Below are 18,235 nucleotides of genomic sequence, written 5' to 3' on the forward strand. Positions count from 1 at the left end.
CCTCCCTTATGCCGGCAACAAGTCGATCACTGTTTCGATAATGATTTGGATGATCGGTACAGCCATAACCAGTATGAGGACTTTTCCAGCGAGCTCGATTTTCGAAGCAATCGCACCTTGTCCAGCATCTCGGGTCATCTGTGCACCGAATTCAGCGATGTAGGCAATTCCGATGATTTTTAGAATCGTTTCCAGAAACACAAGGTTCAGATCTGCTTGAACCGCCAATCTTTCCAAAATCCGAATGACATCTGCTATTTTTCCGACGAGAAAGTAAAAGATGATGACTCCGCTCGCGATCGCCAGCAAAAAGGCGAACATCGGCTTCTGTTCCTTAATGACTAGCGCGAGAATCGTAGCCACCAGTCCTAGTCCGACAATTTGTACAATCTCCATCTGGAGCCCCTCCTCAGTTGAACAGGAAGACGCGTTTTACCTCGGAGAACAAGTCACCGATGTAATGGGACACCATGTACAGGACAATGATGAATCCGACCAGAGTTGCCCAATGCGCTATATCTTCCTTGCCCGCCTGCTTCAGGACCGTATGCAGGATGGCTGTAATGAACCCTACTGCTCCTATCTGGAAAACAGGTGTCAAATCAAAATCCACTGTGAACACCTCGCCTTTAGAACATCAGGATGACGACCAAGAGTCCACCTAAAAAGCCCAAACTCTTGTACATTTTTTCGTACTTTTCCTGTTCTGCCCGAGCCTCCTCTTCCAGCCCTCGCAGGTGGGTGACAGCTAGGCGCAAATGCTTTTGCTGGTCTTCCCGATCGGATGATCCGAGTACCTGACCTAGACTCTCAAGCACCTCTCGTTCTTGTCTGCGCAAGGCGGTTTGAGTCCAGAGTCTATTCATTGCTTGTTGCAAGGCTTCCTCAGCCGAATGCGCCTTTTCTGTCTGCAGGAATTCAGCGGCCAGAAGAAATACTTTCCCTACCTCTTCGGAGACGCGATGACCGACCTTCACAAACGCCCGCTGTAATGGGGTCATCCCGAACACGATTTCCGTTTCGAGCATTTGCAGAGCAACGAGCAGAGCCCGAAGCTGAACGGGACGATTCGCGTAATATTTGCCGATCTGCCAACCAACCATCGACGCCGAAAACAGGATGAGTACGGCTCCCATCAGCTTGACCATGCAACCTTCTCCCTTTCCACCAGGTTCATGCTTTGATCATAGATGGCCTGGATTGTTCCGACACCTTTTGCACGGCTGAGTACGATATAGCGGGAAAAGGCTCCATAGCGAATCAGCTTGCCCAGCATGGGGCGTTCGGCTACTTCCTTGACGCTCGCTCCATGAGCCGAGCAAATGACGGCTACGCCTGCATGAATCGCTTCCCAGACTGCGTCGCCATCCTCCGCTCTCCCCACCTCGTCCACAATCAGAACATCAGGAGACATGGAACGAATCAGCATCATCATCCCTGCAGCTTTTGGGCAAGCATCAAGCACATCCGTTCGTGGACCGACGTCGCGTTGAGGAACTCCTTGCAAGCATCCCGCCAGCTCAGAACGCTCGTCCACAATTCCTACCTTGCGACTTGAAGACCACTCGCTCCCGTAGCTGATGGTTCGTGCCATATCACGTAGCAAGGTTGTCTTCCCGCACTGGGGTGGGGAGATGAGCAGCGTGTTCAGCAATTTGCCATCCTCAAACAAATACGGCATGACCTTCCTGGCCGCGCCTTTTTTCTCGCGGGCAATCCGGATGTTGAAGCTGGTCACATCTCTGATTCCCTTCACTTCTCCTTTGTCCAGCACCACTTTCCCAGCAATGCCAATGCGATGACCGCCAACCACCGTGATGTAACCCCTTTTCAACTCTTCTTCCAAGGCATAGAGAGAATGCTGGCTAACCTGATTTAAGAGCCTTGCAGCCTCTTCTGCTGAAAACAGCCATCCTTGCGCGGGTATCGAGGTGATTTGCCCCGACAGTGTCACATAGCTAGATTGTTGGCCAAACCGGACTTCTAGCGGCTGGTTTTGCCGAAGCCGAATCTCTTCCAAATTCTCTCTTACCGCGATAGGAAGGGCCGTCAAAATCGTGCGTAAAGTTGCTGGCAAAATCGCCAAGATCTCATTCATCAGGTACCCTCCTTTTGCAGCATTCTGTCTTTGTCCACTTTGACTTACCTCCATCCTATGCAGAGATGGACGAGATTTATGCAAAAAAAATAGCTTGCTCTCGTGCTAGAACGCGAGTGCAAGCTTTTCCTGTTGGGATCATCGATTATCCGTTTTCTTGTGATCCACCGGCTCTATTACATAGTGTCTAAAACCTTCCTCATCTTTGCCCTCATACAGATAGATTTCTTTTTGGCAGCTAGGGCATGCGAACTCGTAGGTCGTATCGAGATGGGGATCTACTTGTCCTTCAAACATTTGTGCGTCTTCATCATCATCCAAATCGTAGAAAGTCGCGTACTCGTCTTCATCGTCCTCGTCCTCACAATCGACAACCGTTTCGTACAAGTCATCATCATCTTCAAAAAGGTAGAGCTCAATGTCCTCTAAGTCTTCATCCAAGGCCTCTACATAATCCTCTGCCTCTTCCACTCGCGCATGAAGCTCTCTTAGCTGACCCTGCACCTCATTTAGAATCTCAATCATCTCTACCAACATTTTTCCTTCGGAGCTCTTCTCACCCACTTCCAACCCATCTGCCAACCCTTGCAAGTATGCGATTCGATTCGCCAATGATTCTGGCATCCACATTCCCTCCCATCCAATCTCTCCCACATATCGTTCCCCATCGTGATGACATTTACAAATGGAAGGAAATGGATAATCATTTGCGGACGCCAATCAAGATGCAGGAGATCCCCACCAAAATCCAAGCAATTTTGGCAAAGCTAACCCGATCCGACATGCCTAATAAACCGATTGTCGTAGTGGTGATCAAGATGATTGGCCCGACGATTGCAAGACCTGAATTAATGAGCAGAGCTTTTTCGACCTGGTTCACTTTCAAAATGAGCAAAGCTGCAATGATCTCGATACTGCCTGAGAAGACCCTAAGTGCCGCCATACCCATAATTGCTTTTTCCAACATACCGTCTCGTCCTCCCCTCCTTTCACTCTATGCCTGTACCACATCATTTCAGCACTTTTTCCATCACCTCTATAGGCTTTTGCCCTCACTCCTCTCCTCCACTGGGCATACACTGAACCATACGCCTAGAAGAAATGAGGAACTTGCCGATGATAGAGTGTGATCAATCGTTTTTGCCTGACAGCTGGGCAAACCCGTCCGGGCAAATACGAGAGAAGCCCCGTGTGAAGGGCTTAACCATGGTCATTGACAAAGGCCTTGGACTTACCGCTTATTCCGACTTGTTAGCGTTGGCTGCTCCCTATATCGATCTATACAAACTCGGTTTTGGCACCATCGCTCTGTATCCCCTCGAAATACTCAACCAAAAACTGACCCTCGCAAAACAACATGGCGTACACATCATGCCAGGAGGAACTTTTTTTGAAATCGCTATTCGTCACAATACGATTGCAGATTATATGAAGCTGATTCGCTCGCTCGGTTTTACTGCGGTAGAAATATCCGATGGAACGTTCCCTTTATCCTTCGCACAGCGTCAGGAAGCCATTAATTACGCGTTAGACAATGATCTGGTGGTCTACACTGAGGTCGGGAAAAAAGCGGCCGACTATCGCGCATGTCGAGAGGAATTGCTGGAGACGCTTAGCTTTGACCTGCACAATGGTGCCAGTCACGTTATTGTGGAAGCGAGAGAGAGTGGTACTGTCGGCGTATGCGACGGTGACGGCAAGATTGACGATTCCTTTGTCCGAGACATCGTCAATGCCGCCAAGGAAAAAGCCTCCCGACTGATCTGGGAAGCCCCACAAAAAGATCAACAGGTTTGCTTCATCAAAGCCATTGGCAGCGACGTTAATCTCGGAAATATAGCCTATACGGATGTATTCTCTGTAGAGACGCTACGGCGAGGATTGCGCGGCGATACAGCCCTGATCATAGATAGTGGGAGGTGTTTTCCGTGCGAATAGAAGTGGTGCCGACCGTGGAAGAAATTCGTTTTGAACAGATCAACAATCATGTTGTCATCGTCATTGATGTGCTTCGTGCCTCCAGTACGATTGTCACCGCATTAGGCAATGGTTTTCGTAGCGTCATCCCGGTCGAAACCATTGGGCAAGCGAACTCCCTGCGCGCCAACGACTGTATTTTGGCGGGTGAGCGCCACTGTAAGAAAATCCCCGAATTCGACTGCAACAACTCGCCAACCGAAATCGCTTCTCTGGGGAAAACGGGGAGCCAGCTTATTCTCACCACGACGAACGGGACTCGCGCGATCCAAAAAGCAGAACGTGCCTCTGCTCTCTTGATTGGCTGCTTCTTGAATGCCACTGCATGCGTGCGGCACGCTCTTTCGTTTCATCTCGATATTACACTGTACTGTGCAGGTACCCGGTCGGAATTCGCTCTGGAGGACGGTCTGGCTGCCGGCTTGATGATCGCGCAGGCACAACAATCGTTACCGACCATCCAAATTTGTGATCTGGGTGAAGTTCTAAAAGCGAGCTACCTTTACTACGCAGGAAAGCTGAACGAACTGCTACCCCACACAACAACAGGAAAAAGGCTGATCCAGCATCATCTCGCAAGCGATATACGTTACTGCGCTCAAGTGGATCAGTATCAAATCGTTCCTTATATCAAGGAGAAACGCATACTCCCACACCTTGTCTCATAATGTAAAAAGAGAACAGGGACAGGGGTTATGATGCCAATGATGTCTGGAGAAGTGATGCTCGTCATCCTGATCGTTATCGGTCTTATTGGGCGCTCGCCTATTATTGCCACTGCCGCGAGCATATTGTTGGTGTTAAAGTTAACGGCACTGGAGCGTTTTTTCCCAACGGTAGAACGTCGCGGTTTGGAGCTCGGCCTGCTCTTTTTGACCATTTCCGTACTGGTTCCATTCGCCAGCGAGAAAATATCATGGAAAGACGTCACGCCTCTTTTCACTACGGTCGTCGGCTTAACCGCACTGGCTGGTGGCGCCATTGCCACCTGGATGAATGGAAAAGGACTCGATTTGCTGCGCTCTGAGCCACATATGATTGTCGGACTCGTCATTGGCTCGATTATTGGGATTGTGTTTTTTCGCGGGATTCCCGTTGGTCCTTTGATGGCTGCTGGCATTACAGCGTTTGTGTTGAAGCTGTGGGAATGGTTTGGTAGCAAATAAAAAACGAAATCCCCCTCTGTTACATGCAGGAGGGGGATTTGTCTTTGCTGTTTTAGCGTTTGGCGTTATTGGACGTCTCAAATGGAACTTCCCAGTTGAGGTCTTGGTATTGGCGCTGTTGGATAGCGTGTGACAGCTTTAATTCTTTCGGCTGTTTTTCAAGGTCGCGGATGAAGAATGTTCCTTCTACGTGCACGCGCCCATCCTTACCTCGCTTATAAGTTCCGTTGCGGGAGACATTGTATTTTTGTTTAGACTCATCCTGTGCTGACCATTCGCTCGTGTCAACAATCCCTTCTGGAAGAATGGCCGAGAACGAGATCAGTGCACCCTTTCCAAAATAGGTCTCATTCCCGATTATTTCTTCTTCCTCCGTTGTTTTTAAGGTAAAGCCTGTCAAGGTATAGGTGCTGTCACTGTCCGTCACGGTCACTTTATCCTTTAACAAGGTATCCACCGGGATGGTTGCCTTAAATTTCGATGGCTCATACAGGTACAGGGAGTGCATTTTTAATTTGTACGATTGATCCTTTATTAGTGGAGTTATCCCATTCCATTTCGTAACTCCTTTACCGTCATCATGCACTTTTCCGCGGTACGAGTGCTTTACGTTGTTCTTTCGAATTTGGTTAAGTTCTTCATGCAACGCATCGTCCCATCCTGCTACCACGTTCCCTTTTTCATCGAATATTTGGAACGCGACTCCCATGTCGATAAAATACCTCTCCATTCTCTCCGCTTCTGTGAATACACCTGTTTTTGGCTCTTTTACAATCCAGCCGTTTTGCTCTTTCCATTTTTGGATTTGTTCTTCTCTTTCTTTTGTCCAGTTAATTTCCATTTCCATCATACTCGTGCTCGGTACCGTCATCATGTTTTGCAGAACGATCTCAATACCATTTGTCGTGTATTTTTGTCCGATCTCTGTATAGTTCGCCACTGCCCTTGCCTTTTTCATATCAACCGGAAACTCTACCTTCCAGCTACCTTCTTTCCCATTCAACATGCTTGCTTCGACACCGACGATCATCTCATCTGGTAATGACTTGCTATCTTTCAAGAATCGGAAAATATCATGGCTGACGACAAGATATTCTCCTTCTTGACCGTAGGAATAGCCCCCACCCCCAGGATTTAGGTCTTCACCTGACTTGGTTTTGTAAGTAAGCGAAAATGCGTCTTTTTCCGGATCAAACGGGATACGCTTGCCATTTTGATCCACGATATTGGCGATAATCGCCATCCGCGCTGGGTCTGCAACCACTTCTTTGACAACCAGTGTAATCCCTTGATCCGTCACCTTTTTATTGATTTCCTGGACATAACCCTTCTCTGCTGCCTGCTTCATTCCTTGGTCGATGCCTTGTATGGATTGTATGACACTGTTTACGTAGCTCGCAAAAGTTGGAGATACCATGGACCCAAACGTAATGATTGCCGTGACACTCGCTACGGCTAATGCAGTTTTCTTCAAAATGTTTACACTCCTTTTTTTCCAGTTTGGTTTTGGCTTCGGCAATTTCACTTGCTCTAATGCCGTCATCACCTGGGCAGTAAAATCTGTGGGCAACGCGCTTGGAACGTGCAGGCTCGGAAACTCCTCGCCGCTATCCTCTTCCTCCATCATCTGCCGCTGACAGAGCAGGCAGTCTTCGACATGTCGTTCCAGCAGTCTAGATTCACCTGCTGATAGCTCATCAGCCAAATACTTGCGCAACTCTTCAGTTTTGGAGCAATTCATAGATAGCAGCACCTCCTGACATTTCTTGCGCGATACTAGCCCGGAGCTTTTTCTTGGCGTGATGGATACGCATTTGTACAGTTGTGACCGGAACATGCAAAATTTCGCTAATCTCTTTGTAGCTCATCTGTTCCAAGTATTTCAGCAAAAACACAACGCGGTATTCTTCACCCAACGCCATGATTTGCTGCTGCAAGGTATCTTGCTTTTCTTTTTCCAAATAAGCTTTTTCGGGTGTATCGGATTCTATCAGCCTTGTCTCTTCCAAAGGTGTTTTGGCGTAGTGCTTATTCTTGCGCCACGCGTCTATACACAAGTTGGACGCAATCCGATACAGCCAGGCCAAAAAAGCATCGGTCGGCTTATACTTATCCAATTGACAGTACGCTTTAATGAATGCCTCTTGTGTCAGGTCTTGGGCATCCTGTTGCTGCCCCGTCATTCGATAAAGATAGCTGTATAATCGATCTTTGTACTTGTCGACCAGGTGCGCGTAGGCATCCCGATGCCCTGTTTGTACCTGTTGTATGAGCAACCAATCATCCTGCAAAGGAAATCCTCCCATTTCAAAAAAGTTCGCTGCGCAGCGTTCGTTTTGGCAGGTTCATATGGATTAACGGATTGTTTTGTATTTTCTTTCCAAAAATGATTACATTTTTTAAAAAAGTTTGAGTTAACATAGTGGAGGAGAAGAAAAAGCACAGGTCTCTTCGACTCTGACACGCCCGCAAGGGGGATTCACTGTCCGTCTCCACTTAAAAAAGGGGACCGTCGAGCCAAAGCCACCCTACGGGCGGAAGTTTCTCAAGGAAGAAGTGTTCGACAAGCGTGGCCCTTTTTGAAGTTCCGACTGGGTAGGCGTTGTCAAGGCCTGCGAGCCCTGTGCTTTTTCTTCTCGCCAGCTTTGTTAGTCGAGTAATCGACAGCATAAGAAAACCGCCCTTGATAAGGCGGTCGAATGGCGTCCATCATTTCCATGAATGGTAGATATTTTCCGCATACCCGGTAATGGCTTCATCGTAATCTGGATACGGATATCCGAGGCTTTCTGCCACCGCTTTGGCGTACTTTCGAAATAGCTCATAGCAAGTGAATAACGCTTCCCACATGTCTGCGTAGCCACTTTCGCGATAAGTGGACAGTAGCGCTTCCCAATCTTCTTTTGGAAGATGGTGTTCGATAAATTTGTAATTTTTCCCGACACTAAAGGTAAACCCTTTCTCACATCCGATTTGCCAAGCCATCATTCGCAATAGATTCGGTCGGGCGATTTCGTTGAGATGGTCAATCGCAAACAGGATTTCTTTTCTCGCCAGACCTTTGACAACGTAAGTAGAAACCATCCAAAATTCATTGCAGCAGTCATCAAACTCTCTAGCAGTTGGCTTTTTGATCCAATATTGATGATCGGAAGCGATCACCTCGTGTTTGACAAGCTCGTCCTTATCCAGTAAAACCTCAACCAGGCCGTCGCTATCGGCAAAATACTGCTCTGTCTCGTCTATCGGAATCAACGTCAGATCTACTTTATTTCCATCCTCAAATAGCATGAGATAGGAAAACCAATTCCCTAACTCGGACGGAAAAAGCTCCATATCTTCCGGTTTTTGCATCATGATTCGATTCCCAAAAACATCGAGCCATTGATCATTTTCCTTGAAAGAATCCATTTCTGTCACAAAATACGAAATATCATAATCTTGGAATGGATCAGCGAGTATATTTTTGTTCGTGCGTGACCCTTCCAAGGTTACCAAGCGGATTCGATCATCCCTCCTGGCGAAATCGATCAGCATGCCCATCATTTCTTGTTCCGTTCTCAATGCAGTACCCCTCCACCCTACTATTTCTCCGTTCCATTTACTTTAGTGGAACTGCATAATTTTTACAATACTGCATCAATAAAGGAGAAGCAAATAAAAAAAGCTGCACCCATATGGGCACAGCTTTTTCTTGCAATCCGTACTTTTACGCGCGGGAAACGTATGCTTCCGTACGAGTATCAATGATCAGACGCTCTCCTTCTTCTACGAAGAGAGGAACGTTTACTACGAAACCAGTTTCCAAGGTTGCTTTCTTTGTTACGTTGGAAGCAGTGTCACCTTTTACACCTGGCTCACATTCGGTTACAACGAGTTCAACCGTATTCGGCAATTGAATACCGATTGTTTCTCCGTTGTACTGCATGATTTGCACGTTCATGTTTTCCTTGAGGAAACGCAGTTCACGCTCGATTTGGTTGCGAGTGAACGTCATTTGCTCGTATGTCTCGGTATTCATGAAAGTGTACTCGTCTCCGCTCGCATACAGATATTGCATGGTGCTGGATTCGATGCGGGCAGGGTTAACTTTTTCACCGCCACGGAAAGTCATTTCCGTCGTGTTGCCGTTGCGCAGGTTGCGCAGTTTGGAGCGAACGAAAGCCGCACCTTTACCTGGTTTTACGTGTTGGAATTCTAGCACGGTATAAATATTGCCATCCACTTCGATTGTCAAACCGGTACGAAAATCGTTTACAGAGATCATGGTAGTCCTCCCAAATCAATCAATAACAGAATAAGTATAAATTACACAGGCAAAATGAGCAACTCTTTCGTGGACCTGTTCAGGTTCTCATGACCATCAGCTGTAATCCACACATCGTCTTCGATCCGAACGCCACCAAGTCCTGTTACATAAATGCCTGGCTCCATTGTCACGAGCATACCTGGCTCCAATACGAAGGTGCTGACAGTCGACAGCCCCGGCAGCTCGTGAACTTCCAGTCCGAGGCCATGACCTGCACTGTGTCCATATGCGTCACCATAGCCTGCTGCTGTGATGATATCTCGCGTTGCTGCGTCAGCGTCTTTTGCGGATACACCTGGCTTCAGTGCTTCTAAACCTGCCAACTGCGCACGCAGAACGATTTCGTAGATTTCACGCATTTTCGGGTCTGGCTCTCCCACAGACAACGTGCGTGTGATGTCGGAATGGTAGCCCTGATAAGCAGCACCAAAGTCGAGCGTAACCATTTCCCCTGCCTGAATCACTTTCTCGGAAGCTCGTCCGTGTGGCAGAGCGCCGCGCACACCTGACGCTACGATCATATCAAAAGCAGAGCCTGTCGCTCCTTGTTTGCGCATGAAGTATTCCAATTCCAAAGCAACATCGGATTCACGCACACCTGGCTTGATGTAACCTTGAATATGCGTAAAAGCCGCTTCTGCGATCCGAACCGCTTCACGAATAATGACCATCTCAGATTCGTCTTTAAACATGCGGATTTTTTCAAGCAGACCGCTTGTTGGTACCAGCTCCACTCCGTCAAATCCTTTGTTCCAATCCTGATAGGTGCTAAAGGACACGCTGCTCTCAAATGCCAAGCGCTTGATCCCTTTTTCTTGCAGGAGCTTTGCAATCGCTTCGACAGCTTTTCTCTCGTTGTTTACCACCGTAAAATCTGGTGCCTGTTCTTGCCCTTGTTCCACATAGCGAAAGTCTGTGACGAGAAACGCCTCTGTTTCGGTGACAATTACCCATCCCGTTGAACCTGTGAAACCACTCAGGTAGAAGCGATTCTCTGTTTTTTCGGTAATAAACGCCTCTGCTCCAACTTGTGTCAGTGCCTCGCGCAATTTATGCAGACGTTGTTTCATGACAGCCTTTTCCCCTTTTCGAAAGCTATTATTTTTTTCCGATTTTACGGACGAGCGCTCTTAGTGCCCATTCATATCCATCGATTCCCAATCCGACAACTTGTCCAATCGCGATAGGAGCGATGACCGAGTGATGGCGAAATGGTTCCCGTGCATGAATATTGGAGATATGTACTTCAATCGTTGGCAGAGCTACACTGGCCAATGCGTCTCGGATCGCATAGCTGTAATGGGTGAATGCCCCTGGATTGATCAAGATGCCGTCATGGACACCTCTCGCCTGATGAATCGCGTCGATGAGGACACCTTCGTGATTCGATTGGAGATGCTCAAGCTTTCCACCCAACTCATCCATGACACCCTTCAGGATTGTCACCACATCCTCCAGCGTTTCCCTTCCGTAAACATCCGGCTCCCTTGTCCCCAATAAATTCAGGTTGGGCCCGTTCAGTACCAAGACGGAAGTCATCGACCATCCCTCTCCCTATAAAAGTTTTTTTCCGTGTAAGAATTTATAAGCGACATGCTTATGAATTCTGGAGCGCATGAAACTAACCGCAAAAACGCGGTCGCTCCGCTTTGAAGAGGCATCGATAGTAGTTTTCTTACTAATGAAACATTTTACCACAAGCGCCCCTGGTTCCATAGTAGGCATTCATCTATGCAACATTACGAACATTGTTACATCCATTTTGACAAGGAATGGAGAAATCCTCCTACCTTGTGGACTCATTCCATGCATGATTCTCGTCTGACTGCTCGAGTATGATTGTCATTCCAATGAACAAGCCAAACGTCAAATACCAAGCGGCTTCCGTACTTAAAGTGGCGACCTCCCAATTTGCGATATGAAAGAAAAAGCCCGCTATCACTAACATGACTGCCCCGTAGACGAGTCCCAGCCACCACGCACGGATCCGGCTAAAAAGCAAGCTGAACACAAATGAGGCAACGGCTGTTTCAACGAACAGCACGATAGCACCAAGGCACACGCTCGTAAACGTATTTTCATCCTCGATGCTGATAAAAGGACGTGCAAACGATCCGACTCCGTACGGGGTCATGTTCAAAAAGTGAGCCATCAAACGAACGAGCCCCCAAATGATCGTTCCCCAGAATGCGACCTCCAAAATCTTCGAAGTGGAGATTCTTTTACTCCCTTGCCTGCCTTCTTCCGTATGGGATACGCGTTCTTGCTTGTGCTTTCGTCCTGTTTTGCTTCTTTCCATTTCCATCACCTCTGTTCTCTAGTATGCTCTTCCTCTAAGCTTTTCACTTTTACTTTACATTTGTTGGAAAAGTGCGAACTCCTTGTAGCTTCAAGTCGCCATTTCCGTTAATATAGTGGTAAGGATGGTGATTGTATTGGCGCAACAAAACGTACCTAGCTACGGCGGTCAGGCCGTCATCGAAGGAGTTATGTTCGGTGGCAAAACCATGACTGTTACGGCTGTTCGCAAAAAAAATCATGAAATTGAGTATTTTGAATCCCCACGATCGGAATATAAATGGATTACTACGCTGAAAAAGATTCCGTTTGTGCGTGGGATTGTTGGTTTGGTCGAAGCCAGCGCCAATGGGGCCAAACATCTCAACTTCGCCTCTGAACAATACAGTATGGAGTCTGGAGAAGAAGTTTCTGAAAGCCCATCGAAGCTCACCATGATTTTAGGTGTTGCTGTCGTCGGGGTACTTTCTTTCCTGTTCGGCAAATTCGTATTTACACTCGTTCCCGTTTTCCTGGCCGACTTTTTACTCGGAAAATGGGTACCGGATGGCGTTCCTCAAACGTTGGCTGAAGGCGGATTTAAAATCTTGCTCCTCCTCGGCTACATTACAGCAATTGCACAAGCTCCGTTGATTAAAAGGCTTTTTCAATACCATGGAGCCGAGCATAAAGTGATTAACGCATTCGAATCCGGGGTAGAATTAACAGTAGCCAATGTACAAAAATTTTCCGCTCTGCATTATCGTTGCGGCAGTAGTTTTCTCATTTTCTCAGTGTTCGTCGGTGTAGTGATTTACTCACTGTTCAGTTATGACTCCCTGACGGAGAGGGTCGTACAACGCATTGTTCTTTTGCCACTGGTAATCGGCGTCTCTTACGAGGTTTTGCAGTGGACAAACAAGCTCCGTGATGTACCAGTCCTACGTTACCTTGGTTATCCAGGATTGTGGTTGCAAAAGATCACGACTCGTGAACCAGATGACAGCCAAGTCGAGGTAGCCATCGCTTCATTCCAAAAGATGCGGGAGCTTGATCAGAAGCACGTGCAGGAAAGAATGGTTACGACCGGATAACGTGAGGCATTTTTATTCCCATAGAGGTGAAGCCCTATGTTACGCCGCATTCCACCAGTGATTCTGATAGTGATCGTACTGGCGATTTACGGATTTTTGATAACACTCATCAATGATCCTGTCAGCACGATTGTCATCTTGGGATTATCCGTTGTACTTTTCTTGGTCGTGCGCAACTATTTACAAACCGGCTCCTTCTTTTCACAAGGCGCAGGCTCTGGCAAACCTAGACAGCCAAAGGTCAAGGTGAAGCCAAAGCCCTCCATTGCTCGGCAAGCTGTGAAGAAGCAGTCGACTACCCCGAGAAAAGATCATCCATTTCGTGTGATCGAAGGCAGCAAAGGGAAGCAAAAAGAGAAACAAGACGAAAAATCGCAAAATAATATCTCCCACTAAAAACAAGAACAGGTTGCCTGAATCGGCGACCTGTTTTTTTATTAGACCAGCATTTTCGGAGAGCTATTGCGAAACACTTTGACGTAATCTTCAAAATCCCATTGCGCCAAAAATTTGTGAGCCGCTGCCTCCCCTGACTCAAACAATTGTTGCCTCATTTCTTTAGACAGCTGAAATTGGGTGGTTCTCACCCCTAATGTATGGATGAAAATCGTCCGAACGGCTTTTGCCTTTTCCACATACAGGCGGTCATGAGCATCGAGCATGGTCGCCAGCAATCCCCGAGAGAAGGAAAAAAGACCTTTGATGCTAGTCGCTTCTCTCTTGTCCTGATCATCACTCAGACGAAAACCAATCGTCGGCCACCGCGGAGTCCCGGGTACATCAAATAACCACACGGGATAGTTACTCAATAATGCGCCATCGACAATATAGTGGACATGTCCAGCACTTTGCAGCTTTGCAGGCTGAAAAAAGAACGGGATAGACGAAGACATGCGAACCGCTCGTGCCACAGGAAAATGATCGGGTTCTACACCATATCGTGGCAAATCGTCGGGAAGTATAAGCATTTTTCCGTCAGTGACATCAGATGCGACAACTTTCAGCTTACCAGGAGGAAGATCTCCGAATGTTCGCACTCCTTTTCGCTGTAACAACTCCTCTATGAACAATTCGATTCGATCTGCTCGATAAATCCCTTCCCGCACGACTAGTTCATAGATTGGCCCGATGAGAGGGAGCCTGCCCAACCCCGAGTGCTTGAGAAAGTGAAGGTAATCCAGCTCTTCAAAGATCGGTTTCAACTCATGGCTAGAATAGCCTGCGCCGAGCAAAGCTGCAACAATGGAGCCAGCCGAGGTACCCGCGAGTCTTTCCCATGTGTATCCATTCTCCTCCATGACTCGCAAGGCACCGATAAAAGCGATTCCTTTTACGCCGCCACCTTCAAAGACTGCATCCGCTTTCACCTTGTTTCCCTCCCTAAAATTCCTCCCCATTCTCCATGTATAAGACGACGGCTCTTCCGTTACCACAAAGAAAAACGCAAGCCTGGTCGGCTTGCGCTATAATACGATAACGATATAGACTATTCCTCTTTTTGCTCATCTAACAAACGAATGTTACGAAGCTCTTCTATACGCTTTGGATCTGCCTCGAAGTACTGAACCAGATACTCCAGGCATGTAATCGATTCCCAGCTCAGGTGGTGCTCGATTCCTTCCACATCCTGATAAATATGCTCTTCATCCAAGCCAATGATCCGCATAAATTCTTCCAGAAGACTGTGACGGTCCACTAAGCGTTTTCCGATTTTCTTCCCTTTTGGCGTCAACACAAGTCCACGGTATTTTTCATAAACGAGATACTTGTCTTTGTCCAGCTTCTGAACCATTTTCGTGACCGAAGAGGGATGTACTTCCAACGCTTCAGCAATATCGGAGACACGAGCATAGCCCTTTTCTTCAATTAAGTTGTAAATGCGTTCCAAATAGTCTTCCATACTCGGCGTCGGCGGCATTGTGAACCCCTCATTTCCAAACCGTTATTTCATCTAGCCAAAAAAGGCACGTAGAAATATGATACCGTGTAATGAGAACCATTTGCAAGAGAAAAGTACCTATCGTAGCTGTTTTTCTGGTGTTGGGTTCATCATTTGGACATATTGTACGAGTTGTTGACCCAATTGCTCCATGCGCGCATGCAAGCGCTCATCCTTCAGCTTGCCTTCAGGTGTAAAGGCATTGTATGCACTTGGGATGGAAGGGCTAGATGGCAACGGCCATGCGTGCAGGTTGCGCATGATTAACTGCAACGTGTTGACCGTGTTCGTAGCACCCATGCTTCCCCCAGCGACGCCAATAATGGCAACCTGCTTGTCACGCAAAATGCGCGCTTCTAAGAAGTCAATGGCATTTTTCAAAGCACCGGTCATTGTGCCATGGTATTCAGGCGAACCGATTACAAGGCCATCTGCTTCAGAAATCGCTTTGACAAACCGATGGACAATTTCAGGATACGTACTGGTATCATCACGATCATCATACAGCGGCAGCTTCCAGTCCGCGAGATGAATCATTTCAACATCGGCACCTGCAGCCTTCGCGGCTTCAAGTACAATATGAATCGCTTGTTTTGTCGTAGAGTTGGCATTCATGCTTCCGGCTATTCCTACAATTTTCATGGTTTCACCCCATCGATAATCTAAATACTGGTATGTTCATCATTATATTCCATTAAGTATATTTTGTAAACATTTATGTTTATTTAATATCATCTGTTCTGAACTGACGTGTTTGTCTCATACACTTGTACCAAGTTGCAAGTGAGGATGATGCCTATGGACAAAGTCGCTTGGCATATCGCCGTGCTTTTTGCAGGGTCTGCGTTAGGTGGATTCTACTTGGGTGGATATGAGTGGTTACGCTTTTTTACTTATTTCGGTTCCTGGGGGACAATAGGCATTGCACTTGCGGCTCTTGGTCTCGGATGGTTCGGCGTCCAGCTGTTGACCTTTTGCCATCGGAAGCAAATTCGCTCCCTGTACGAGCTGTACTACGTATTGTGTGGCGAAGCGTTCGCTTCTAGCCTATCTGTTATCACCCACATTCTGCTGTTGGGCTATACAGGGGTCATGCTTGGGCAACAGGCAGATTTCCTACTGGAGGAGCTCTCTCCTCTATGGTTCATCCTTCTAACCATTGCAGCCATCTTCTTTATCATAAATCGTTGGAGGTGGATTGTCACTGCAACAGCCATATCTCTATCCATCGGTTTCTTATTATTCGGATTGATTTTCAGCGCACAATCCCATGTGCCATTACCGAGCTTGGGTTATCAAATGAATGTGAACTGGCTGATTCACGCCGTATTTTTCCTTGCCTTGCATTTTCTTATTAGCTTGGCCACGACTCTACCTTTGGCAGTACGTGCGGCCCATGAGCGAACAGTTCAGATAGGGGCTATCATCGGAGCTGGAATCTTCCTTTTGTTCACGGTGTTAGGTCAAGCTATTCTTCTTGCCCACTGGCATGATGCCCACTCCTCTGTACTGCCTTTCAAACAAATTTTGGTTCAACTGATGACGGGTGGCGATTGGCTACTCGCTATCCTTTCACTCTTGCATGGCGGAGTCATTCTGGCAGCCCTACTCTACTCGTTGACACATCCAATTGCAACACGTCAACACCTGCAAATGCTGCCATTGATCATCGTCATGCTGCTTACCGTTTTTGTATTCTCTCTCCTCACACTCGTTGTTCCTTGGAGTATGTCTGTAATCGCCAGTGCAGCGACCTATTGCGGCATGTTCTTAATTGGCTGGTACGTTTGGAAACATCAGAATTGACCTGATTGTCTACTCGTAGCTCCTGTGGTCAAGACAGAATCTTGACCACTTTTTTTGCATTACCACAAATAAAAAACGTCCCCCGAAGGAGACGTTTACTGCAAAGCCTCACTTTCCGCTCTTAGCTGTCCCCCAATTGGAGAACCCAGCGGATAAGCTGGCGTTGTTTGTTCCGTAATTTTGTGGATTGCTGAAAGAACCGCCTTTGTCGCCGTTGCGATTTGTTTCCGATCAATTTGGGACAGGGAATCATCTGTTGCTTGTCCAGTCCCTGCACTCGTCACAAGTGCCGTAGGAATGCCTGCGGCGGCCAAATAACCTGCTGCACCGTTTCGTTCGCGCGTCCTATCCTTGTCGGAAGGAGACACCCCCGCTGCTCTCAGCAGTTGGATTGGCAGATTTTCATTGCCCAGCGAATTGGTTGCAACAAGCTCTGCCTTTTGACTCCCCACCCCATCGACATAGAAGGCTGCAATCATGGCTTGTCGCTCTGTAGCTGATAAGGCATTCACATAAGCAATCGGTCCTCTGCTTCCCGAAGTAACCGCACCGAAGCTTACGAACCTCACTTCCGTATCAATCGACTTGTCAGCCATATCACGCGCTATTTCAAGTAAGGCCGCTACACCGGAGCCATTGTGATTTGCCCCAACAGATAACCCAGCGGAATCATGGTGAGCGGATACCATGACGACCTGCCCGGTATCGTTTTGATTGGGCTTTCGGCTTGCCACGATATTATACGAGGTTTGCTTAGTGGTTACGGCTCCTTCTACCTTTACGGTTCCCTTCACAGGCCGCTTGTCCATGATGCGTTTTTGGAGCTTCGTGCCATCCGCCTTGGACAAAGCGATCACAGGAACCGCCATATCCAGAGGTTCGCCCAGTGAAGCATTCCAACCTTCCTCCCGATCATTCCAGATGATAAGAGCAACGGCTCCGGCAGCCGCTGCTTGGCGTACTTTTTCTCCGAACGGAATCTCACCTCGCTTGACCAAGGCAATCTTCCCCCGAGATGCATCATTCGCAAAATCAACCGCTCTTCCCAAGCCTGCATCCACCACTTCTGCTGTCGCGGTTCCATTGATCCCAAAAGCAAAACTACTTACTGTCCATTTTTGACCAGGCCATTCTTCCATCGTCAGTGATAGAGAAGTAGGCTTTCGGTACGTATAATAAGAAAAAGGATCGAGCTTGGTCTTGTACCCGTAAGATCGCAGTGTATTTTCCACATAGACAGCTGCTGCAAATTCCGTTTCAGTAGCAGGTGGACGGGCTGTTCTCGCCAATTGCTCGACATGGCCGTACAAGCGTTCAGGATCGATCCAGTCTTGCGTTTCCTCTGCATGAGCACGATGTGAAAGGAAAGGTATCGGCAATATCGTTCCACAGACAAGCAAGGCACATAGCGCATAGTGACGGACAGATCGCATGGCACTCTCCCTTTCCTTCGCTGTTTGCTATTTATTATGGGCGGTTATGACAAAAAGAGTCTAGTCAGAATAGTTAGTCAAATAACCTCATCCTGCGCCATCTCTGGACAACTTTCGTTTCCCTTCTCCCAAAACG

23 protein-coding genes are annotated in these 18,235 nt (G+C 47.6%); 6 read left to right on the forward strand and 17 right to left on the reverse strand.

Annotated elements, in window-relative coordinates; translation table 11 throughout:
- Nucleotides 1-6: 6 nt before the first annotated feature.
- The 6 genes from spoIIIAD to EL268_RS17820 all read right to left on the reverse strand — a co-directional run bounded on the left by spoIIIAD (nt 7) and on the right by EL268_RS17820 (nt 3,065).
- Nucleotides 7-396 carry a stage III sporulation protein AD gene (spoIIIAD, locus tag EL268_RS17795; RefSeq protein WP_016739903.1) on the reverse strand — a complete coding sequence of 130 codons (390 nt, stop codon included), beginning with the start codon at nt 394-396 and terminating at the stop codon, nt 7-9.
- Between the two features lie 13 nt (nt 397-409).
- Nucleotides 410-613: a stage III sporulation protein AC gene (gene spoIIIAC / locus EL268_RS17800; RefSeq protein WP_007725726.1), complete on the reverse strand. Its 204-nt coding sequence runs from the start codon at nt 611-613 to the stop codon at nt 410-412.
- Between the two features lie 16 nt (nt 614-629).
- On the reverse strand, nt 630-1,148 hold the full coding sequence (gene spoIIIAB, locus EL268_RS17805) for a stage III sporulation protein SpoIIIAB (RefSeq protein WP_012686020.1): 519 nt from the start codon (nt 1,146-1,148) through the stop codon (nt 630-632).
- On the reverse strand, nt 1,136-2,098 hold the full coding sequence (gene spoIIIAA / locus EL268_RS17810) for a stage III sporulation protein AA (RefSeq protein ID WP_106652914.1): 963 nt from the start codon (nt 2,096-2,098) through the stop codon (nt 1,136-1,138). Before spoIIIAA ends, spoIIIAB begins: the two co-directional genes overlap by 13 nt.
- 138 nt (nt 2,099-2,236) lie before the next feature.
- Nucleotides 2,237-2,722 carry a CD1247 N-terminal domain-containing protein gene (locus EL268_RS17815; RefSeq protein WP_106652913.1) on the reverse strand — a complete coding sequence of 162 codons (486 nt, stop codon included), beginning with the start codon at nt 2,720-2,722 and terminating at the stop codon, nt 2,237-2,239.
- 79 nt (nt 2,723-2,801) lie between these two features.
- Nucleotides 2,802-3,065 (reverse strand): YqhV family protein, encoded by a 264-nt coding sequence (locus tag EL268_RS17820; protein ID WP_007725730.1) that lies wholly within the window; start codon nt 3,063-3,065, stop codon nt 2,802-2,804.
- 149 nt (nt 3,066-3,214) lie between these two features.
- Between EL268_RS17820 and comA the strand changes: the two genes are divergently transcribed.
- From comA to EL268_RS17835, 3 genes are read left to right on the forward strand one after another with little or no spacing between them, the layout of a single operon-like run.
- Nucleotides 3,215-4,036: a phosphosulfolactate synthase gene (gene comA, locus EL268_RS17825; RefSeq protein ID WP_106652912.1), complete on the forward strand. Its 822-nt coding sequence runs from the start codon at nt 3,215-3,217 to the stop codon at nt 4,034-4,036.
- Nucleotides 4,027-4,743: a 2-phosphosulfolactate phosphatase gene (locus EL268_RS17830; protein WP_106652911.1), complete on the forward strand. Its 717-nt coding sequence runs from the start codon at nt 4,027-4,029 to the stop codon at nt 4,741-4,743. The genes comA and EL268_RS17830 overlap by 10 nt, the downstream gene beginning before the upstream one ends.
- A gap of 36 nt (nt 4,744-4,779) precedes the next feature.
- Nucleotides 4,780-5,241: a DUF441 domain-containing protein gene (locus tag EL268_RS17835; protein ID WP_047068835.1), complete on the forward strand. Its 462-nt coding sequence runs from the start codon at nt 4,780-4,782 to the stop codon at nt 5,239-5,241.
- A 52-nt stretch (nt 5,242-5,293) separates the two neighbouring features.
- Here EL268_RS17835 and EL268_RS17840 read toward each other — a convergent pair whose 3' ends face one another.
- The 7 genes from EL268_RS17840 to EL268_RS17870 form a co-directional block, all read right to left on the reverse strand.
- On the reverse strand, nt 5,294-6,982 hold the full coding sequence (locus tag EL268_RS17840) for a DUF4179 domain-containing protein (protein ID WP_106652910.1): 1,689 nt from the start codon (nt 6,980-6,982) through the stop codon (nt 5,294-5,296).
- Nucleotides 6,963-7,532, reverse strand: a complete 570-nt coding sequence (locus tag EL268_RS17845; RefSeq protein WP_106652909.1) for an RNA polymerase sigma factor — start codon at nt 7,530-7,532, stop codon at nt 6,963-6,965. Before EL268_RS17845 ends, EL268_RS17840 begins: the two co-directional genes overlap by 20 nt.
- Before the next feature lie 418 nt (nt 7,533-7,950).
- Nucleotides 7,951-8,805: an aminoglycoside 6-adenylyltransferase gene (ant(6), locus tag EL268_RS17850; protein ID WP_106652908.1), complete on the reverse strand. Its 855-nt coding sequence runs from the start codon at nt 8,803-8,805 to the stop codon at nt 7,951-7,953.
- A 145-nt stretch (nt 8,806-8,950) separates the two neighbouring features.
- Nucleotides 8,951-9,508: an elongation factor P gene (efp, locus tag EL268_RS17855; RefSeq protein WP_047068830.1), complete on the reverse strand. Its 558-nt coding sequence runs from the start codon at nt 9,506-9,508 to the stop codon at nt 8,951-8,953.
- Between the two features lie 41 nt (nt 9,509-9,549).
- Nucleotides 9,550-10,620 carry a M24 family metallopeptidase gene (locus EL268_RS17860; RefSeq protein ID WP_106652907.1) on the reverse strand — a complete coding sequence of 357 codons (1,071 nt, stop codon included), beginning with the start codon at nt 10,618-10,620 and terminating at the stop codon, nt 9,550-9,552.
- Nucleotides 10,621-10,648: 28 nt separating this feature from the next.
- Nucleotides 10,649-11,089 carry a type II 3-dehydroquinate dehydratase gene (gene aroQ / locus EL268_RS17865; protein WP_106652906.1) on the reverse strand — a complete coding sequence of 147 codons (441 nt, stop codon included), beginning with the start codon at nt 11,087-11,089 and terminating at the stop codon, nt 10,649-10,651.
- A gap of 247 nt (nt 11,090-11,336) precedes the next feature.
- Nucleotides 11,337-11,849, reverse strand: a complete 513-nt coding sequence (locus tag EL268_RS17870) for a YqhR family membrane protein (protein ID WP_106653150.1) — start codon at nt 11,847-11,849, stop codon at nt 11,337-11,339.
- 124 nt (nt 11,850-11,973) lie between these two features.
- Here EL268_RS17870 and EL268_RS17875 point away from each other — a divergent pair, with 124 nt between their 5' ends.
- Entirely contained in the window at nt 11,974-12,921 is a 948-nt protein-coding gene (locus EL268_RS17875; RefSeq protein ID WP_017247982.1) for a DUF1385 domain-containing protein, read from the forward strand.
- 36 nt (nt 12,922-12,957) lie between these two features.
- Nucleotides 12,958-13,317: an ABC transporter C family protein gene (locus tag EL268_RS17880; protein WP_106652905.1), complete on the forward strand. Its 360-nt coding sequence runs from the start codon at nt 12,958-12,960 to the stop codon at nt 13,315-13,317.
- A gap of 41 nt (nt 13,318-13,358) precedes the next feature.
- Here the strand turns inward: EL268_RS17880 and EL268_RS17885 are convergent, their stop codons facing one another.
- From EL268_RS17885 to EL268_RS17895, 3 genes are all read right to left on the reverse strand, one after another.
- Nucleotides 13,359-14,288, reverse strand: a complete 930-nt coding sequence (locus EL268_RS17885; RefSeq protein WP_106652904.1) for a patatin-like phospholipase family protein — start codon at nt 14,286-14,288, stop codon at nt 13,359-13,361.
- A 119-nt stretch (nt 14,289-14,407) separates the two neighbouring features.
- A complete protein-coding gene (mntR, locus tag EL268_RS17890) occupies nt 14,408-14,839 on the reverse strand; it encodes a transcriptional regulator MntR (protein WP_017247979.1) in 432 nt (143 codons plus the stop codon).
- Between the two features lie 99 nt (nt 14,840-14,938).
- Nucleotides 14,939-15,502, reverse strand: coding sequence for an NADPH-dependent FMN reductase (locus EL268_RS17895; RefSeq protein WP_106652903.1), 564 nt, complete (start codon nt 15,500-15,502; stop codon nt 14,939-14,941).
- A gap of 156 nt (nt 15,503-15,658) precedes the next feature.
- Here EL268_RS17895 and EL268_RS17900 point away from each other — a divergent pair, with 156 nt between their 5' ends.
- A complete protein-coding gene (locus tag EL268_RS17900) occupies nt 15,659-16,666 on the forward strand; it encodes a hypothetical protein (protein WP_106652902.1) in 1,008 nt (335 codons plus the stop codon).
- A gap of 95 nt (nt 16,667-16,761) precedes the next feature.
- On the opposite strand, the gene EL268_RS17905 is transcribed toward EL268_RS17900, so the two are convergent.
- Nucleotides 16,762-18,099, reverse strand: a complete 1,338-nt coding sequence (locus tag EL268_RS17905; RefSeq protein ID WP_106652901.1) for a M28 family peptidase — start codon at nt 18,097-18,099, stop codon at nt 16,762-16,764.
- Nucleotides 18,100-18,235 lie beyond the last annotated feature (136 nt).

The sequence above is a fragment of the Brevibacillus brevis genome (assembly GCF_900637055.1).
Taxonomy (GTDB): Bacteria; Bacillota; Bacilli; order Brevibacillales; family Brevibacillaceae; genus Brevibacillus; species Brevibacillus brevis.

What these genes read in the sequence shown, in the direction of transcription:
- spoIIIAD (WP_016739903.1), bottom strand. Translation starts at nt 396, where the DNA reads ATGGAGATTGTACAAATTGTCGGACTAGGACTGGTGGCTACGATTCTC.
- spoIIIAB (WP_012686020.1), bottom strand. Translation starts at nt 1,148, where the DNA reads ATGGTCAAGCTGATGGGAGCCGTACTCATCCTGTTTTCGGCGTCGATG.
- spoIIIAA (WP_106652914.1), bottom strand. Translation starts at nt 2,098, where the DNA reads ATGAATGAGATCTTGGCGATTTTGCCAGCAACTTTACGCACGATTTTG.
- EL268_RS17815 (WP_106652913.1), bottom strand. Translation starts at nt 2,722, where the DNA reads ATGCCAGAATCATTGGCGAATCGAATCGCATACTTGCAAGGGTTGGCA.
- EL268_RS17820 (WP_007725730.1), bottom strand. Translation starts at nt 3,065, where the DNA reads ATGTTGGAAAAAGCAATTATGGGTATGGCGGCACTTAGGGTCTTCTCA.
- comA (WP_106652912.1), top strand. Translation starts at nt 3,215, where the DNA reads ATGATAGAGTGTGATCAATCGTTTTTGCCTGACAGCTGGGCAAACCCG.
- EL268_RS17835 (WP_047068835.1), top strand. Translation starts at nt 4,780, where the DNA reads ATGATGTCTGGAGAAGTGATGCTCGTCATCCTGATCGTTATCGGTCTT.
- EL268_RS17840 (WP_106652910.1), bottom strand. Translation starts at nt 6,982, where the DNA reads ATGAATTGCTCCAAAACTGAAGAGTTGCGCAAGTATTTGGCTGATGAG.
- efp (WP_047068830.1), bottom strand. Translation starts at nt 9,508, where the DNA reads ATGATCTCTGTAAACGATTTTCGTACCGGTTTGACAATCGAAGTGGAT.
- EL268_RS17860 (WP_106652907.1), bottom strand. Translation starts at nt 10,620, where the DNA reads ATGAAACAACGTCTGCATAAATTGCGCGAGGCACTGACACAAGTTGGA.
- aroQ (WP_106652906.1), bottom strand. Translation starts at nt 11,089, where the DNA reads ATGACTTCCGTCTTGGTACTGAACGGGCCCAACCTGAATTTATTGGGG.
- EL268_RS17870 (WP_106653150.1), bottom strand. Translation starts at nt 11,849, where the DNA reads ATGGAAAGAAGCAAAACAGGACGAAAGCACAAGCAAGAACGCGTATCC.
- EL268_RS17875 (WP_017247982.1), top strand. Translation starts at nt 11,974, where the DNA reads ATGGTGATTGTATTGGCGCAACAAAACGTACCTAGCTACGGCGGTCAG.
- EL268_RS17880 (WP_106652905.1), top strand. Translation starts at nt 12,958, where the DNA reads ATGTTACGCCGCATTCCACCAGTGATTCTGATAGTGATCGTACTGGCG.
- mntR (WP_017247979.1), bottom strand. Translation starts at nt 14,839, where the DNA reads ATGCCGCCGACGCCGAGTATGGAAGACTATTTGGAACGCATTTACAAC.
- EL268_RS17895 (WP_106652903.1), bottom strand. Translation starts at nt 15,502, where the DNA reads ATGAAAATTGTAGGAATAGCCGGAAGCATGAATGCCAACTCTACGACA.
- EL268_RS17900 (WP_106652902.1), top strand. Translation starts at nt 15,659, where the DNA reads ATGGACAAAGTCGCTTGGCATATCGCCGTGCTTTTTGCAGGGTCTGCG.
- EL268_RS17905 (WP_106652901.1), bottom strand. Translation starts at nt 18,099, where the DNA reads ATGCGATCTGTCCGTCACTATGCGCTATGTGCCTTGCTTGTCTGTGGA.